Source organism: Cyanobium sp. WKJ7-Wakatipu (assembly GCF_024345355.1).
Taxonomy (GTDB): domain Bacteria; phylum Cyanobacteriota; class Cyanobacteriia; order PCC-6307; family Cyanobiaceae; genus Cyanobium_A; species Cyanobium_A usitatum.
This window is the reverse complement of sequence record NZ_JAGQAY010000004.1, coordinates 36486-49989: the sequence shown is the minus strand read 5'-3', so window position 1 is coordinate 49989 and position 13504 is coordinate 36486. Positions and strand designations below refer to the sequence as shown.

General features: G+C 65.7%; 16 protein-coding genes. 7 read left to right on the top strand and 9 right to left on the bottom strand.

Annotated elements, in window-relative coordinates; translation table 11 throughout:
* Window positions 1-14 precede the first annotated feature (14 nt).
* From egtB to KBY83_RS03535, 5 genes are all read left to right on the top strand, one after another.
* Window positions 15-1166 (top strand): ergothioneine biosynthesis protein EgtB, encoded by a 1152-nt coding sequence (egtB, locus tag KBY83_RS03555; protein WP_106632922.1) that lies wholly within the window; start codon window positions 15-17, stop codon window positions 1164-1166.
* Window positions 1156-2121 (top strand): L-histidine N(alpha)-methyltransferase, encoded by a 966-nt coding sequence (egtD, locus tag KBY83_RS03550; RefSeq protein ID WP_255018352.1) that lies wholly within the window; start codon window positions 1156-1158, stop codon window positions 2119-2121. Before egtB ends, egtD begins: the two co-directional genes overlap by 11 nt.
* 17 nt (window positions 2122-2138) lie before the next feature.
* Window positions 2139-2375 (top strand): hercynine metabolism small protein, encoded by a 237-nt coding sequence (locus KBY83_RS03545; RefSeq protein ID WP_255018351.1) that lies wholly within the window; start codon window positions 2139-2141, stop codon window positions 2373-2375.
* Window positions 2372-2842, top strand: a complete 471-nt coding sequence (locus KBY83_RS03540) for a hercynine metabolism protein (protein WP_255018350.1) — start codon at window positions 2372-2374, stop codon at window positions 2840-2842. Before KBY83_RS03545 ends, KBY83_RS03540 begins: the two co-directional genes overlap by 4 nt.
* Window positions 2843-2971: 129 nt before the next feature.
* Window positions 2972-3799, top strand: a complete 828-nt coding sequence (locus KBY83_RS03535; protein WP_255018349.1) for a YdcF family protein — start codon at window positions 2972-2974, stop codon at window positions 3797-3799.
* Window positions 3800-3847: 48 nt separating this feature from the next.
* On the opposite strand, the gene KBY83_RS03530 is transcribed toward KBY83_RS03535, so the two are convergent.
* From KBY83_RS03530 to KBY83_RS03500, 7 genes are read right to left on the bottom strand one after another with little or no spacing between them, the layout of a single operon-like run.
* Complete coding sequence (locus KBY83_RS03530; protein ID WP_094559041.1) at window positions 3848-4111, bottom strand: hypothetical protein; 264 nt, start codon at window positions 4109-4111, stop codon at window positions 3848-3850.
* 43 nt (window positions 4112-4154) lie between these two features.
* On the bottom strand, window positions 4155-5675 hold the full coding sequence (gene lysS / locus KBY83_RS03525; RefSeq protein ID WP_255018348.1) for a lysine--tRNA ligase: 1521 nt from the start codon (window positions 5673-5675) through the stop codon (window positions 4155-4157).
* Window positions 5676-5714: 39 nt separating this feature from the next.
* Window positions 5715-6524 carry a response regulator transcription factor RpaB gene (gene rpaB, locus KBY83_RS03520; RefSeq protein WP_396093328.1) on the bottom strand — a complete coding sequence of 270 codons (810 nt, stop codon included), beginning with the start codon at window positions 6522-6524 and terminating at the stop codon, window positions 5715-5717.
* Window positions 6525-6578: 54 nt separating this feature from the next.
* Complete coding sequence (locus tag KBY83_RS03515) at window positions 6579-7934, bottom strand: ABC transporter substrate-binding protein (RefSeq protein WP_255018347.1); 1356 nt, start codon at window positions 7932-7934, stop codon at window positions 6579-6581.
* A 4-nt stretch (window positions 7935-7938) separates the two neighbouring features.
* Window positions 7939-8442, bottom strand: a complete 504-nt coding sequence (mreD, locus tag KBY83_RS03510) for a rod shape-determining protein MreD (protein ID WP_255018346.1) — start codon at window positions 8440-8442, stop codon at window positions 7939-7941.
* A complete protein-coding gene (gene mreC / locus KBY83_RS03505) occupies window positions 8439-9179 on the bottom strand; it encodes a rod shape-determining protein MreC (protein WP_255018345.1) in 741 nt (246 codons plus the stop codon). Before mreC ends, mreD begins: the two co-directional genes overlap by 4 nt.
* A 5-nt stretch (window positions 9180-9184) precedes the next feature.
* Window positions 9185-10231 carry a rod shape-determining protein gene (locus KBY83_RS03500; RefSeq protein WP_255018344.1) on the bottom strand — a complete coding sequence of 349 codons (1047 nt, stop codon included), beginning with the start codon at window positions 10229-10231 and terminating at the stop codon, window positions 9185-9187.
* A gap of 129 nt (window positions 10232-10360) precedes the next feature.
* On the opposite strand from KBY83_RS03500, the gene KBY83_RS03495 reads away from it, so the two are divergent.
* Window positions 10361-10762, top strand: coding sequence for a single-stranded DNA-binding protein (locus tag KBY83_RS03495; protein WP_255018343.1), 402 nt, complete (start codon window positions 10361-10363; stop codon window positions 10760-10762).
* Between the two features lie 12 nt (window positions 10763-10774).
* On the opposite strand, the gene KBY83_RS03490 is transcribed toward KBY83_RS03495, so the two are convergent.
* Together KBY83_RS03490 and ahcY are read right to left on the bottom strand one after the other, a co-directional pair.
* Window positions 10775-11434 (bottom strand): DedA family protein, encoded by a 660-nt coding sequence (locus tag KBY83_RS03490; protein ID WP_254961018.1) that lies wholly within the window; start codon window positions 11432-11434, stop codon window positions 10775-10777.
* Between the two features lie 10 nt (window positions 11435-11444).
* Complete coding sequence (gene ahcY / locus KBY83_RS03485) at window positions 11445-12884, bottom strand: adenosylhomocysteinase (protein WP_255018342.1); 1440 nt, start codon at window positions 12882-12884, stop codon at window positions 11445-11447.
* Between the two features lie 137 nt (window positions 12885-13021).
* On the opposite strand from ahcY, the gene tsaE reads away from it, so the two are divergent.
* Complete coding sequence (gene tsaE, locus KBY83_RS03480; RefSeq protein ID WP_255018341.1) at window positions 13022-13459, top strand: tRNA (adenosine(37)-N6)-threonylcarbamoyltransferase complex ATPase subunit type 1 TsaE; 438 nt, start codon at window positions 13022-13024, stop codon at window positions 13457-13459.
* The last annotated feature ends 45 nt before the right edge of the window (window positions 13460-13504 follow it).

Sequence of the window (13504 nt, the reverse complement as noted above, 5' to 3'; positions counted from 1 at the left end):
TTGGCGGCAGCGGCATGGGGCAGGAGCTGAAGGTGCGCTACGCGCAGGTGCGCCAACGCAGCCTCGAGCTTGTGGCTCCCCTGCAGCCCGAAGACGTCTGCCTGCAGGGCATGGCCGATGCCAGCCCGCCCAAGTGGCACCTGGGCCACACCACCTGGTTTTTTGAGCAGTTTGTGCTGCGCAGCCCCGTGTCGCCAGAGGCCTGGGGCTTTCTTTTCAACAGCTATTACGACTCAGTAGGAGCCCGCCACCCCCGGCCCCAGCGGGGCCTGCTCAGCCGGCCGGCCCTGGCCGAGGTGCTGGCCTGGCGGCAGCGGCTGGATCGGGCCCTGCTCAGCCTGCTGGAGCAGCTGGAGCCGGGCGATCCCCGGCTGGAACTGGTGGAACTGGGGCTGCAGCACGAGCAGCAGCACCAGGAGCTGCTGCTGATGGACCTGCTGGATGGCTTCAGCCGCAACCCGCTCGAGCCGGAATATGGCCCAGAGCCGGAGGCTGCCTATCAGGCGAGCGTTACCCAAGAGCCCACCTGGCTGCAGCACGAGGGGGGGCTGGTGGAGATCGGCCATCCAGGTGGCAGCTTTCATTTCGACAACGAGGCGCCCAGGCACCGCCAGTGGCTCGAACCCTTTGCGCTTAGCTCCCGTTTGGTGAGCAACGGCGAATTTGCAGCCTTCATTGCCGATGGCGGCTACAAGAGGCCGGAGCTGTGGATGAGCGAGGGCTGGGCGGTGGTGCAGGCCCGGGGCTGGCGGGGGCCGCGCTACTGGCGCGACGGCGACGAGTTTTCACTGGCGGGGCGTCAGCCGCGGCGCCCCGAGTTGCCGGTGCGGCACCTGAGCTGGTTTGAAGCCGATGCCTACGCCCGCTGGGCGGGTGCCCGGCTGCCGGGCGAAGCCGAATGGGAGCTGCTGGCACCCCAACTTGACCAGGCCTTCGGGGTGCTCTGGCAGTGGAGCGCCAGCCCCTACAGGCCCTATCCGGGCTTCGCCCCGGCGGCCGGGGCGGTGGGGGAATACAACGGCAAGTTTATGAGTTCCCAGATGGTGCTGCGCGGCAGCTGCTTCCTCACCCCGCCTGACCACGAACGGCTCACATACCGCAACTTCTACCCACCGGCGAGCCGCTGGCTAGCCGCTGGCCTACGCCTAGCCCGGGATGGCGGCTGACATGCAACTGATCGACCTCCACCCCGAACCGGCCGACATGCGGCGGCTGGTGCGCGAGGGCATGGCCCGGCAACCACGCCAGCTGCCGGCCTGGCTGCTGTACGACGCCGAAGGCTCACGGCTGTTTGAGGCGATCTGCGAGCAGCCGGAATACGGGCTCACCCGCACCGAAACGGCCCTGCTGGAAGCGCGGGCGCCTGAGCTGGCGGCGGCCCTGGGGGAAGGGGTGCTGGTGGAGTTTGGCGCCGGCAATGCCCGCAAGGTGGGGCCCCTGCTCGAGGCGCTGCAGCCACCGGCCTATGTAGCCCTTGATATCAGCGCCGATCATCTTCAGCAGAGCTGCGTGGCCCTGCAGGCGCGCCACCCGGCAGTGCCCGTGCTCGGCATCTGCTGCGACTACAGCGTCCTGCGGCAGCTGCCCGAGCACCCCTTACTCAGCGGCCAGCGGCGGTTGGGTTTCTATCCCGGCAGCTCAATCGGCAACTTCAGCCCCGAGGAAGCGCAGGCGCTGCTGCAGCAGCTAGGCCAACTGCTGGGCCCCGGCGCCAGGCTGCTGATCGGCATCGACCAGCCCAAAGCCGTGGCACGGTTGGAGGCCGCCTACAACGATGCCGCCGGCGTGTCGGCGGCCTTTGCCCGCAACCTGCTGGTACGGCTTAACCGCGACCTGGCAGGCAGCTTCGACCCCGACGCCTTCGCCTACTCCGCCCGCTGGCAACCCGAGCACAGCCGCATCGCCATGGCCCTGGTGAGCCGCGAAGCGCAAACCGTGCAGCTCGCGGGAGAGGCCTGGAGCTTTGCGGTGGGCGAGCCGCTGATCACCGAGTACAGCGTCAAGTACGACCCGGTGGCCTTCCTCGCCCTCGCCGCCCGCGCCGGCTGGCGGGGCGCTGGCCGTTGGAGCGATCCGGCCGACGACCTTTCGCTGCACCTGCTGGTGACGGCAGACTCCTGACATCCGGCAGGAGAACCATGGGTCGTGAGGAGCAGCGGGCCGCCATGCGCCAGGTGCGCGAGGGTCTGATCGCCGAACTGGAGGAGCTGTATCGGGGCGCCTTTGATCGCATCAGCAACCAGGACCTGGGCGAGGGGGCAATCGCCCGACTCACCCAGCTGCTGCTGCGCTCCCGCGAAGCGGCGATCACACCGCTCCAGCAAGAGATCGAGGCGCCGTTGATCACCACGCCCGCCGGGCAGCCCGCCCCGTGAGCTGGCTCGACGAGCTGGAGGCGCAGCTGGATCAGCAACTTGCGGCCTTTCTCGCCGCCAACCCCAGCCAGGAAGCCCTGCTTGGCGAGCAGGAAGCGCGAGATCGCCAGGCCCGGCTGGTGGGGCAGCGGCGCCAGTTGCAAAGGCAGGCGGAACAGGAGCGCCAGGCCCTGCTGCAATTGGCCGCTGAAATCCGCTGCTGGCAGGAACGGCTTGCCAAGGCCCGCGCCGCCGGCGCCTCAGCCCTGGCCGAGCGAGCTGAAGCCCACCAACTGGGCCTGATGGAACAGGGCCGGCTGCGCTGGCAACGCCTCGGGGAACTGGGGGTGAGCTTCGTGGCCGTGGAGCGCGATCTGCGCGAACTGGAGAGCCGTCCCCGCCCGCCAAAGGCCTCCAGCCTGGAGCAGGACTGGGCCAGCTTCGAGGCCGAACAAGCCCTGGAGGCGTTGCGACGGCGCCAGGGCTGAGAACAAAGGCAGAGCTACGCCGGTCGACGCGTTCCAAGCCCGAGCCCTGCTGTATTCCGTACAGGCTGTACAGAATCCTGGAGAGCCCACAATCACAGCCGCTGACGCCCAGCCCAACCACCTGCCGCCATGGGTTTTCTGTTGTCCAAACTGCTGCCGTTGCTGCTCTACCCGCTGGGTCTAGGGCTGCTGCTGCAACTCCTGGGCCTGGCCGCGGCGTCCAAAGGCAGGGAGCAATGCAGTCGCCGGCGGCGTCAGGCCAGCCTCTGGCTAAGTGGCACGGGGGTGGGACTGATCTGGCTGTGTGCCATGCCGCTCAGCAGCCGCCAGCTGATCTGGGGCCTGGAGGATCGGGCGGCGGCGCTCACCCCGCGGCAGCTGCCCCGGGCCGACGCGGTGGTGGTGCTGGGCGGCGGCTTGCGGCCGGCCCTGCCACCCCGGCAGGGTGTCGAAGTGGCGGAAGGGGGCGACCGGCTCCTGCGCGGCGTGCAACTGGTGCGCCGGGGCCTGGCTCCCCTGCTGGTGACCAGCGGCGGACGGGTGAGCTTCACTGGCCATGATCCCGCCCCACCTGAAGCGCTCTGGGCCAGGGATCTGGCCGAGGAGCTGGGGCTGCCAGCCGATCGGATCCTGATCAACCCCGGCTCCCGCACCACCGCCGAGGAGGCTCGCGACATCGGCGCCCTGGGCCGGCGGCGGGGCTGGACCCGGGTTCTGCTTGTCACCAGTGCCTTTCACATGCCCCGCTCACTGGCCACCTTCCAACGGCGCAGCGGCCTGACGGTGGTGCCGGTCGCCTGCGACTACCAACTGCCGGATCGTGCCCACTACGGCAAACCCACCTTGGGCAACACGCTCAAGAGTTTGTTGCCCGACGCCGAAGCGCTCTACCTGAGCACCTTGGCCCTGAAGGAGCACTTGGGGCTGGCGATCTATCGGCTACGGGGCTGGAGTTAATAGAGCTGGCTTGTGGTCCAGCCTGTTGACCTTCAAGCCTTTTGGCGTTCAAGCCTTGGGCGCCGGGGGCACCAGGCTGACACCATCGGGTGGCGGAGTGGGGTCGGGATCGGCGATCAGCATGTGCTGCAGCACGATCTCGGGACGTTCACTATCCCGCCAACGAATTCGGTAGGCGGGCATCTTGGTGCCGCGGCTGGTGGTCTGCTCCACCGGTTCCATCACCCAGCCCCGGCGCGAGCGACCCTGGGGGTTGCGCTTCACCACAGCATCCGCGTGTTTGAAGCGAAAACCAACGCGCTCGCCACTCATGGAATCGCTGACCCCGGATGGGGGAGATTGCCTACTAGAGGGATTATCCCATTGCGCCAGGCCCAACCTCCTGACGCGTCTCCGGACGTAAGAGGGGGAAGGCGATCACATCACGGATCGAGGGGCTGTCGGTGAGCAGCATCACCAGTCGATCAATGCCAATTCCCAGGCCGCCCGTGGGGGGCATACCCACCTCCAGTGCCTGGATGAAGTCCTCGTCAACGCCTTGGGCCTCGTCGTCGCCGGCAGCACGGCGCTCCTGCTGGGCCTCAAGCCGCTGGCGCTGGTCCACCGGATCAATCAACTCGCTGAAGGCGTTGGCGGTTTCACGGCCCACGATGAACAGCTCAAACCGCTCCACCATGCCGGGCTTGCTGCGATGGGCCCGGGCCAGGGGTGAGTTCTCCACCGGGTAATCGACCACGAAAGTGGGCTGGATCAGCTCAGCCTCGACCCGCTGCTCGAAGGCCTCCACCAACAACCGGCCGACGGAATCGGCCAGGGCTGGCACCTCCAGCCCCTGCGCTCCCATGGCTGCAGCCGCTGCCTCTCGGCTAGCAAAAGAATTGAAATCAAGGCCGGTGGCGGCTTGCACCAACTCGTGCATGGTGGCCCGCCGCCAAGGGGGCGCCAGGTCGATGTCGGTGCCCTGATAGCTGATCTGGGTGGTGCCGCACACCTGTTGGCACACGTGGGCAATCAGCTGCTCAGTGAGCGCCATCATGTCGGTGTAGTCGGCATAAGCCTGGTAGATCTCCACCGAGGTGAACTCGGGATTGTGGCGGGTGCTGATCCCTTCGTTGCGAAAGATGCGCCCCAGCTCGTAGACCCGCTCGAAGCCGCCCACCACCAGCCGCTTGAGGTGCAGCTCGGTGGCAATGCGCAGGGTGAGGGGCAGATCGAGGGCGTTGTGGTGCGTCTCAAACGGGCGGGCATCAGCACCACCGGGCACGCTCTGCAGCACCGGCGTTTCGATCTCCAGAAACTCGCGCTCATCGAGCCAACGACGCATGGCACTCACAGCCACGGCCCGGCGCCTGAAGGTTTCGCGGGTCTGGGGCGACACGATCAGATCCAGGTAGCGCTGGCGGTAGCGCTTCTCCACATCCGCCAGGCCGTGCCACTTATCGGGCAGGGGCTGGAGCGATTTGGTGAGCATGGTCCAGCCCTTCACCTTCACCGAAAGCTCACCACGATCGGTGCGGCGCAAGCTGCCCTGCACGCCGATCAGGTCGCCAGCATCCACCAAGGAGGTGAGGTGGGCGAAAGCCTCGGGATCCTCCGGCATGGACGCCTCAAGGGTGGCCTTCTCAATAAACAGCTGAATCGGACCGGTTTCATCAGCCAGGGTGAAGAAGGCGAGCTTGCCCATCACGCGGCGAGTCATCACCCGGCCTGCCACGGCCACTTCCAGTTGCCGCTCCTCACCGTTGGCCAGGTCGGCATGGTCCTGCTGCAAAGCCGCCGTGCGGTGGCTGGGCTCAAAGCGCAGGGCGTAAGGACCCTGGCCGAGGGCAGCTAGGGCGGCGGCTTTCTCCAGACGGGTCTCGCGCAGATCCGACAAGGCAGACAGGGGGCTGAATCGGCCCATCCTGCAGTAGCGCTAGCCATTTGCAGCCAGGCTGGCTTCAGCCATCCGCTGGGAGGCGTAGCCAGTGCCGCGCACCGTGAGGATCAGCTCTGGATTGCGGGGGTCGGGCTCGAGTTTGCCGCGCAGGCGAGCTACATACACGTCCACCACCCGCAAGTCGGCTGCGCGGCGGGGGGGATAGCCCCAAAGCTGCTCAAGGATTTCGGCCCGGGGCACCACCCGACCGGGTTCCCGGAACAGCAGCTCCAGCAGGCTGAATTCGGTGTAAGTAAGCCCGATGCGCTCGCTGTCGCGGGTCACCTGGCGGCGGTTGGTGTCCACCACCAAGTCCCCAACCCGCAGCACACCGCTACCGCTGGGCACCTCGCGAGGCTCGGCAGAAGCTGAACCGCGGCCAACCCGTCGCAAAATTGTGGCGATGCGGGCTTCGAGCTCCTTGGGGCTGAAGGGCTTGGGCAGGTAGTCGTCGGCGCCGAGGTCTAGGCCCGACACCCGCTCGGCGATCGCATCAAGGGCCGAAAGGAAAATGATCGGCACGCAGGATTCAGCCCGCAGCCGGCGGCAAACCGCAAAGCCGTCCAGCTTGGGCAGCATCACATCGAGCACGACGAGATCGGGCTGCTCTTGGTGAAACAGGCTGAGGGCTTCCTCGCCGTCTTCAGCGCAGATCACCCTGTAGCCAGCCAGCTGCAAGCGCATCACCAGCACCCGGCGCACGGCGGCTTCGTCATCAACCACCATCACGGTGGCTTTGGGCTCGACCGGGGCAGGCCCCAGGGAATCGGAGAAGGCGTCTGAAATGGGCCTGTCCTCCGAAGGCATGGGCGGTGCGTCGGGATGAAGAATCGTAACCATACCGCTCGATGCCCCCTGGGGTCACCCCCAACGGGCTCGGGAGTAGCGGTTCCACTCGTCAGCCGCAGCAGTCAGGGCCGCATCACTGGCCACCTGGCCGAGCATGGCGCGCTGCAGCTGGGTGTACACAATCGCCTGCAGTCGTTTCACCCCCGGGCTCGCAGGCACCAGCACCCTGGCCTGGCGAAGGGTCTGGGCCGACAGCAACCGGGCCCGCTGCACCAGGGCCTCTTGCGCCCCAGCCCCAGCCCCAAGAGCAGGAGCAGGAGCAGTCGCCAGGCTGGCCTCCAGCTGCTTTAGGGCTTGCCGGTTGGAGGGCAGCACCCGCGCCTGCTCGGCGAAGGCCAACTGGTTGGGGCCATTGGTGAGAAATAGGGCGAAGCGGGCCGCCTCGGCCGCCAGGGCGCTCTGCTTGGGCACCACCAAATTCATCACCGCCACGTTGGCCTCAGCGCTGGCGCCCGTGAGCGGCGCAAAGGGCGCCGTGACCGCTGCAATGCCGGGAGCATTGGTCTGCAGGTTGCGCAGGAAGTCGGGGCCCGTGGCCACCTGGGCCAGGTCGCCCGATTGGTAGAGCTCGATAGCTCTGCGGTAGCCCTGGCTCACCACCTCCCGTGGCAACAGGCCGCGGCGGTAGAGGTCACTCCAGAAGGCAAAGGCCCGCCGCCCTGCGGGGCTATTAAAGGCGGCTCGTTGCTCCCCATCCAGCAACTTGACCCCCATCTGCACCAGGGTCTCGAGCAGCTCGGCGGAGTCGTCGGGCACCACGGTGACAAACAAGGCGTAGCGGCCCGTGCGGCGGCGCACGGCCTCGGCAAAGGCCGGCACCTGGTCCCAGGAAGCCGGTGGGGCGCTGTAGCCGGCCCGCTCAAGCAGCCGGCGGTTGGCCATGGTGATCCGCGCGGTCAAATACCAAGGAATGGCAAATTGCAGGCCCCCCTGCCCCTGGCGGCCTGCCTCCCAGATCGCTGGCAAATAGGCATCAGCAGCCCCCGCCGGCAGCACATCACTTAGATCAAGCAGCCCCCCCTTGCTGGCCAGGTTGGCCGCGAAAGGGGGGTTGAGATTCACCAGGTCCGGGGCGGTGCGGGCAAACACAGCCGCCAGCAACTTGCGCTCTACCGAGCTCCAAGGCACGTCGGTCCAGCGCACCTGCAACCCGGGGTTATGGCCCTCCCAGGCTGCGATCAGCTCCCGCAAATAGTCGTTGAACTTGGGGGCCAGGTCCAGGGTCCAGAAATTCAGCACCTGGGTCGCCGCGGAATCAGTCCCCGGACCAGTCCTGCCACAACTGCCCAGGCCCGCTGCCAGCAGGGCAGCAGCGGAGCCGCCGCCAAGAAGCTCAAGGAAACGCCGCCGGGTCTGGATCAATGCCATCTACTCAGCCTCGCCCGCCCTGGATCTGCTGGCGCCAAAGCAGCAGCTGCAGGGAGCAAAGCAGCGGTGCCAGCAGGGCCGTGAGCAGGGTTTGGGCCAGCCAGGTGTGCAATGCGGGCTCAAGGGGCCAGGGGCCCAGCAAGCGGCTCTGCAAAATCAGGCTGCCGCCAAGCAGGGCCGCACCCAACAGAGCCAGCAGGCCAAGACTGAAGCTGCGCTCGATCGGCGGCCCCTGGCGGCCCAGCCGACCCCACCACCAGCCCAGTAGGGCCAGGGCAGGAATCTGCGTAATTGGCCCGGGGTGCAAAGCATCAAGCAGCAGTCCCAGCCCGGCCCCAGCCAGGGCGCCGGAGAGGGGTCCATCGGCCAGGGCCCAGGGCAGCAGCCAAAGCACGGACCAAGCCGGGGGAATGCCCGCCAGCTTCAGGGGCCCGGGCGCAGCAAGCACCAGCCAGGGCACTACTAAAGCCGTAGCCACACACCAACCATGGCGGGCCAGCCGACTCATGGCAGCCGCACCTGCACCCAGTCGACCGCCTCAAGCGGAGCACTCAGCTGCACCACGGCCTCGGTCGCCGGTACGGCCCGGTCGTCGACCGACTGGATCACACCCACCGTGAGGTTGGGAGGCACCAGGGTGCTGGCGGGCGAGGTGACGACCACATCCCCCGGGCGCACGCCTGGATCCTTCTCCAGAAAGCGCAGCAAGGGGCGGCTGGTGCCAATGCCCGTGAGCAAACCATGGCGCCGAACCCGTCCCACCCAGACGCCAACCCGGCTGCCGGGATCGGTGAGCAGGGTGACGCTGGCCGTAGTGGGTGTAACGCCGGCAATCCTGCCAATCAGCCCCCCCGGCGCCGTTACCGCCATGCCGGGCCGTAGGCCCTGCAACTCGCCGCGGCCAATCACGAGCTGCTGCCACCAGCCCCCTGTCTGGCGCGAGATCACCGCTGCCGCCAATTCGCGGCCCCCCTGACCCTGCAGCTCCAGCAAGCTGCGCAGCCGTCGGTTGTCGGCATCCAGCTGGCGCAAGCGGGTTTGATCGTTGAGAGCCTGGCCGCTACGCACCCACTCACCCTGGGCACTACCGGGCCAGAAAGGCCGGCTCAACAGGGCGTAAACATCGGTAAAACCCACTCCTTTACTGAGCCGCACGGCCAGCAGGGCCAGCACCAGCAAGGCCCAGGGCCAGGCCTGAACTACAGCGCCCAAGGCGGGAAGGCGAAGCCTGCGGCCGGCCTGCATCAGAATTAAACGTGCTGACGCACGAAGTCAGGGGTGTCGAGCACGCGCTGCAGCCGCTTGTAGTCCTCAAGCACCATGCCGCAGCCGTTCACCACGCACAGCAGCGGGTCTTCTGCCACATGGGTAAGGATGCCGGTCTCGTGGCTGATCAGGTCGGTGATGCCGCGCACTTGGGCACCACCACCGGCCAGCATGATGCCGCGATCGACGATGTCGGCGGCCAGCTCAGGCGGGGTGCGCTCCAATGTGCGCTTAACGGCTTCCACGATCACGTTGAGGGGTTCGGCCATGGCCTCGCGAATATCGCCGGCGCGGACGTTGATGGTGCGGGGCAGACCGGAGAGCAGGTGCAGGCCGCGCACATCCATGGAGGTGTTGTCGTGGGCATCGTCAGGGAAGGCGGAGCCGATGCGGATCTTGATGTCCTCGGCGGTGCGCTCGCCCACCACGAGGTTGTGCACCTTCTTGAGATAGACGCCGATGGCGTCACTGAGTTCGTCGCCAGCCACCCGCACCGACTCGCTCAGCACGGTGCCGCCCAGGCTGAGCACCGCCACTTCAGTGGTGCCGCCTCCGATATCGACAATCATGGTGCCCACCGCCTCGGTGACGGGCAGACCGGCGCCGATGGCGGCCGCCACCGGCTCATCGATTAGATGCACCTCACGGGCGCCGGCCAGGCCTGCTTCTCGCACAGCACGGCGCTCCACACCTGTGACTCCACTGGGGATGCCGATCACCAACCGGGGCGCCACGATGCCGCGGCCTTCATTGGCCTTGCGAATGAAGGTTTTGATCATCTGCTCGGCGGCGTCGAAATCGGCGATCACGCCGTCACGCAGGGGCCGCACGGCGCGAATGTTGCCGGGGGTGCGGCCCAGCATCATCTTGGCCTCATCGCCCACTGCCAGGGGCACACCCCGCTCCAGATCCATGGCCACCACAGAGGGCTCCTGAAGCACGATGCCTTTGCCCGACACGAAGATGAGAGTGTTGGCGGTGCCCAGATCAATGCCGATATCGCGCGAAAACTGGAAACGACGGAAAAACACGGACGCCCGGCCTGCAAGGGCCGAATCATACGAGGGTGTTACAGACGGCTCTAACGGTGGAACTGATGAAAGGTGGCAGCCGAACCGGGTGCCGCATCATTGATCCATCAGCAACAGGAGACATCAACCATGGGCGTGAATTCCATCACCCTTGTCGGCCGGGCCGGCCGCGACCCCGAAGTCCGCTATTTCGAATCAGGCAGTGTGGTCGCCAACCTCACCCTTGCCGTCAACCGCCGCAGCCGTGACGACGAGCCCGACTGGTTCAACCTCGAAATCTGGGGCAAACAAGCCCAGGTAGCCGCCGACTATGTCCGCAAAGGGGCTCTGGTGGGCATCATCGGCAGCTTCAAGCTTGACCGCTGGACCGACAGGGCCAGCGGTGAGGAGCGCACCAAGCCCGTCATCCGGGTAGACCGGCTGGAATTGCTCGGCTCCAAGCGCGACGCTGAAGGTGGCGGTGGCATGGGAAGTGGCATGGGGGCAGGCTTCGGTGGTGGCTCTCCAAGCGAGGAGGAAGTGCCCTTCTAAGCCGGGTCTGGATCAGTGGGAATCGCGGCGCTTCTTCCAGATGCGCAGCCCCAGCCAGACGGCGCCGGCGGCCAAGGCCAGCACCAGCACGAGCTTCACCGCCTTGGCCACCGGCTCTATCCAGTGCTCCACATTTGCGTAGCCCTCACCCAGTGCCAGGCCCGCCAAGGTGAGAAGCAGGGTCCAGATAAGGCTGCCGGCTGTGGTCCAAAGCAGGAAAGGCGCTATGGGCATCATCTCGATGCCCGCGGGCACCGAAATCAAGGTGCGGATGCCAGGCACCAGCCGGCCCCAAAAAACCAAAGCGGTGCCGTATTTGGCAAACCAATCGCGGCTGCGATGCAGCTCCATGGGGCTGATGCCAATCCAGCGGCCGTGGCGAGCCAGCCATTGCTCCAGGCGCTGCTCGTTGATCAGCCGACCGATGCCATACCAAGGCAAAGCCCCCAGCACCGTGCCGAGCAGCCCCGCCACTACTACTGGCAGCAGGGCCAATTGGCCCTGCTGCACATAAAAGCCCCCGAGGGGCATGATCAATTCGGAGGGGATCGGCGGGAAGAGATTCTCAAGGAACATCGCCGCAAAGATCGCTCCATAGCCAAGCCAGGGATTGGCCTCCACTGCCGCACCAATCAGCTGAGGCAGCTGTTGCACCAGTTCGCCAATCCCCATCGGGCTCGTCTCAGTAGCGGTAGTGATCGAGCTTGTAGGGCCCGGCTACCGGCACGTTGATGTAATCAGCCTGCTCCTGAGAGAGCTCAGTGAGCTTGGCGCCGATCTTGTCAAGATGGAAGCGGGCCACCATCTCATCGAGGTGCTTAGGCAGCACATACACCTGCTTGGCGTACTGGTCGCCCTTGGTGAACAGCTCAATTTGAGCCAGCACCTGGTTGGTGAAGGAGGCGCTCATCACAAAACTGGGATGGCCGGTAGCGCAACCCAAATTCACCAAACGGCCTTCAGCCAGCAGGATGATTTTGTTGCCGCTGGGCAGCACAATGTGATCAACCTGAGGCTTGATGTTATCCCAGGTATACAGCTTGAGGGATGCCACATCGATCTCATTGTCGAAGTGGCCGATGTTGCAAACGATTGCCTGATCCTTCATCTGAATCAGGTGCTCGTGGCGGATCACCTTGAAGTTGCCAGTGGCAGTCACGAAGATGTCCACATCGCCCACCACGTCGTCAAGACGCACGACGCGATAGCCCTCCATCGCGGCCTGCAGGGCGCAGATGGGATCAACTTCGGCGATCATCACGGTAGCGCCAAGACCGCGCAGCGACTGAGCTGAGCCCTTACCCACATCGCCGTAGCCAAGCACCAGGGCAACCTTGCCGGCCACCATCACATCAGTGGCGCGCTTGATGCTGTCCACTAGGGATTCGCGGCAACCATAAAGGTTGTCAAACTTGCTCTTGGTGACCGAATCGTTGACGTTGATCGCCGGGAAGGGCAGCTCGCCACTCTTCTGCATTTGATAGAGGCGGGCCACACCGGTGGTGGTCTCCTCGGTAACGCCCTGAATTTCGGCGTATATGCGGGAGTAGAAGCCAGGTTGGGCGGCCAGCTTTTGGCGAATGCTGTTAAAGAGGGCTGTTTCCTCTTCGTTAGAGGGGTTATCTAGAACTGAAAGATCGCTCTCAGCCTTCGTACCCAACACCACGAGTCCAGTGGCATCGCCACCGTCGTCGAGGATCATGTTAGGTGTGCCACCATCGCCCCACTCAAGGATGCGGTGGGTGAAGGCCCAATACTCATCAAGGGTTTCGCCCTTGTAGGCAAACACCGGCACATTGGCCGCTGCAATCGCGGCGGCAGCGTGATCCTGGGTTGAGAAGATGTTGCAGCTGGCCCAGCGCACTTCGGCGCCGAGAGCCACCAAAGTTTCAATCAGAACCGCAGTCTGAATCGTCATATGCAGGGAACCTGCAATGCGGGCGCCCTTGAGGGGCTGCTCAGCGCCAAACCTTGAGCGCAGGGCCATCAGGCCAGGCATCTCAGTTTCGGCAATTGCAATCTCCTTGCGGCCAAAATCGGCCAGGCCGAGATCGGCAATCACGTACGTATTAGTGCTTTGCAGCACGGGCGCGGAAGCCGTTGAGGCGGGTGAAGCCACCATGGGTTTTGTTTGGGGTACTGCTCGCTCCCGGCTGGGAGGGCGTGGTTTGGAAATATCTGCGGAGACGCCGAGGCTTCGGGCTCGCTGAAAATGCAATCTACAAGGAGCCCCTCAACTCTCGTGATGCAAGCCCCGTGATGCAAGCCCTGAGTGATGCCGCCGCCACCCAGTCCTTCGGGCGGCAACTGGCGCTGCGTCTACCCGCTGGCAGCATCCTGCTGTTGGCAGGTGACCTGGGGGCCGGCAAAACCTGCCTGGTGCAGGGCCTGGCCGCCGGCCTCGGCATTGAAGAACCAATCACCAGCCCCACCTTCGCCCTCGCCCAGCACTACCCGCTGCCGAAGGGCGGCGGGCTGGTGCACCTCGATCTCTACCGGCTGGAGCTGCCCGCCGCCGCCGACGAACTATTTGCCCAGGAGGAGGAGGAAGCCCGAGCCCTAGGCGCCTTGCTGGCAGTGGAGTGGCCCGAGCGACTCAGCAGTGCACCGGCCGGCTGCTGGCAGATCCAGCTCAGCTTGAGCGACCCCTTCAACCCAGAAGCTGGACGCCTGATTGAGGTGCGTTCGCCGAGCTGATCGACCAGCCGGTGCAGCTTGCTGTTTTACTTGGCTAGCTAAGTA

What these genes read in the sequence shown, in the direction of transcription:
- KBY83_RS03545 (WP_255018351.1), top strand. Translation starts at nt 2,139, where the DNA reads ATGGGTCGTGAGGAGCAGCGGGCCGCCATGCGCCAGGTGCGCGAGGGT.
- ahcY (WP_255018342.1), bottom strand. Translation starts at nt 12,884, where the DNA reads ATGGTGGCTTCACCCGCCTCAACGGCTTCCGCGCCCGTGCTGCAAAGC.
- KBY83_RS03515 (WP_255018347.1), bottom strand. Translation starts at nt 7,934, where the DNA reads ATGGCATTGATCCAGACCCGGCGGCGTTTCCTTGAGCTTCTTGGCGGC.
- mreD (WP_255018346.1), bottom strand. Translation starts at nt 8,442, where the DNA reads ATGAGTCGGCTGGCCCGCCATGGTTGGTGTGTGGCTACGGCTTTAGTA.
- KBY83_RS03535 (WP_255018349.1), top strand. Translation starts at nt 2,972, where the DNA reads ATGGGTTTTCTGTTGTCCAAACTGCTGCCGTTGCTGCTCTACCCGCTG.
- egtB (WP_106632922.1), top strand. Translation starts at nt 15, where the DNA reads ATGGGGCAGGAGCTGAAGGTGCGCTACGCGCAGGTGCGCCAACGCAGC.
- egtD (WP_255018352.1), top strand. Translation starts at nt 1,156, where the DNA reads ATGGCGGCTGACATGCAACTGATCGACCTCCACCCCGAACCGGCCGAC.
- KBY83_RS03490 (WP_254961018.1), bottom strand. Translation starts at nt 11,434, where the DNA reads ATGGGGATTGGCGAACTGGTGCAACAGCTGCCTCAGCTGATTGGTGCG.
- tsaE (WP_255018341.1), top strand. Translation starts at nt 13,022, where the DNA reads ATGCAAGCCCTGAGTGATGCCGCCGCCACCCAGTCCTTCGGGCGGCAA.
- mreC (WP_255018345.1), bottom strand. Translation starts at nt 9,179, where the DNA reads ATGCAGGCCGGCCGCAGGCTTCGCCTTCCCGCCTTGGGCGCTGTAGTT.
- KBY83_RS03495 (WP_255018343.1), top strand. Translation starts at nt 10,361, where the DNA reads ATGGGCGTGAATTCCATCACCCTTGTCGGCCGGGCCGGCCGCGACCCC.
- KBY83_RS03530 (WP_094559041.1), bottom strand. Translation starts at nt 4,111, where the DNA reads ATGAGTGGCGAGCGCGTTGGTTTTCGCTTCAAACACGCGGATGCTGTG.
- rpaB (WP_396093328.1), bottom strand. Translation starts at nt 6,524, where the DNA reads ATGCCTTCGGAGGACAGGCCCATTTCAGACGCCTTCTCCGATTCCCTG.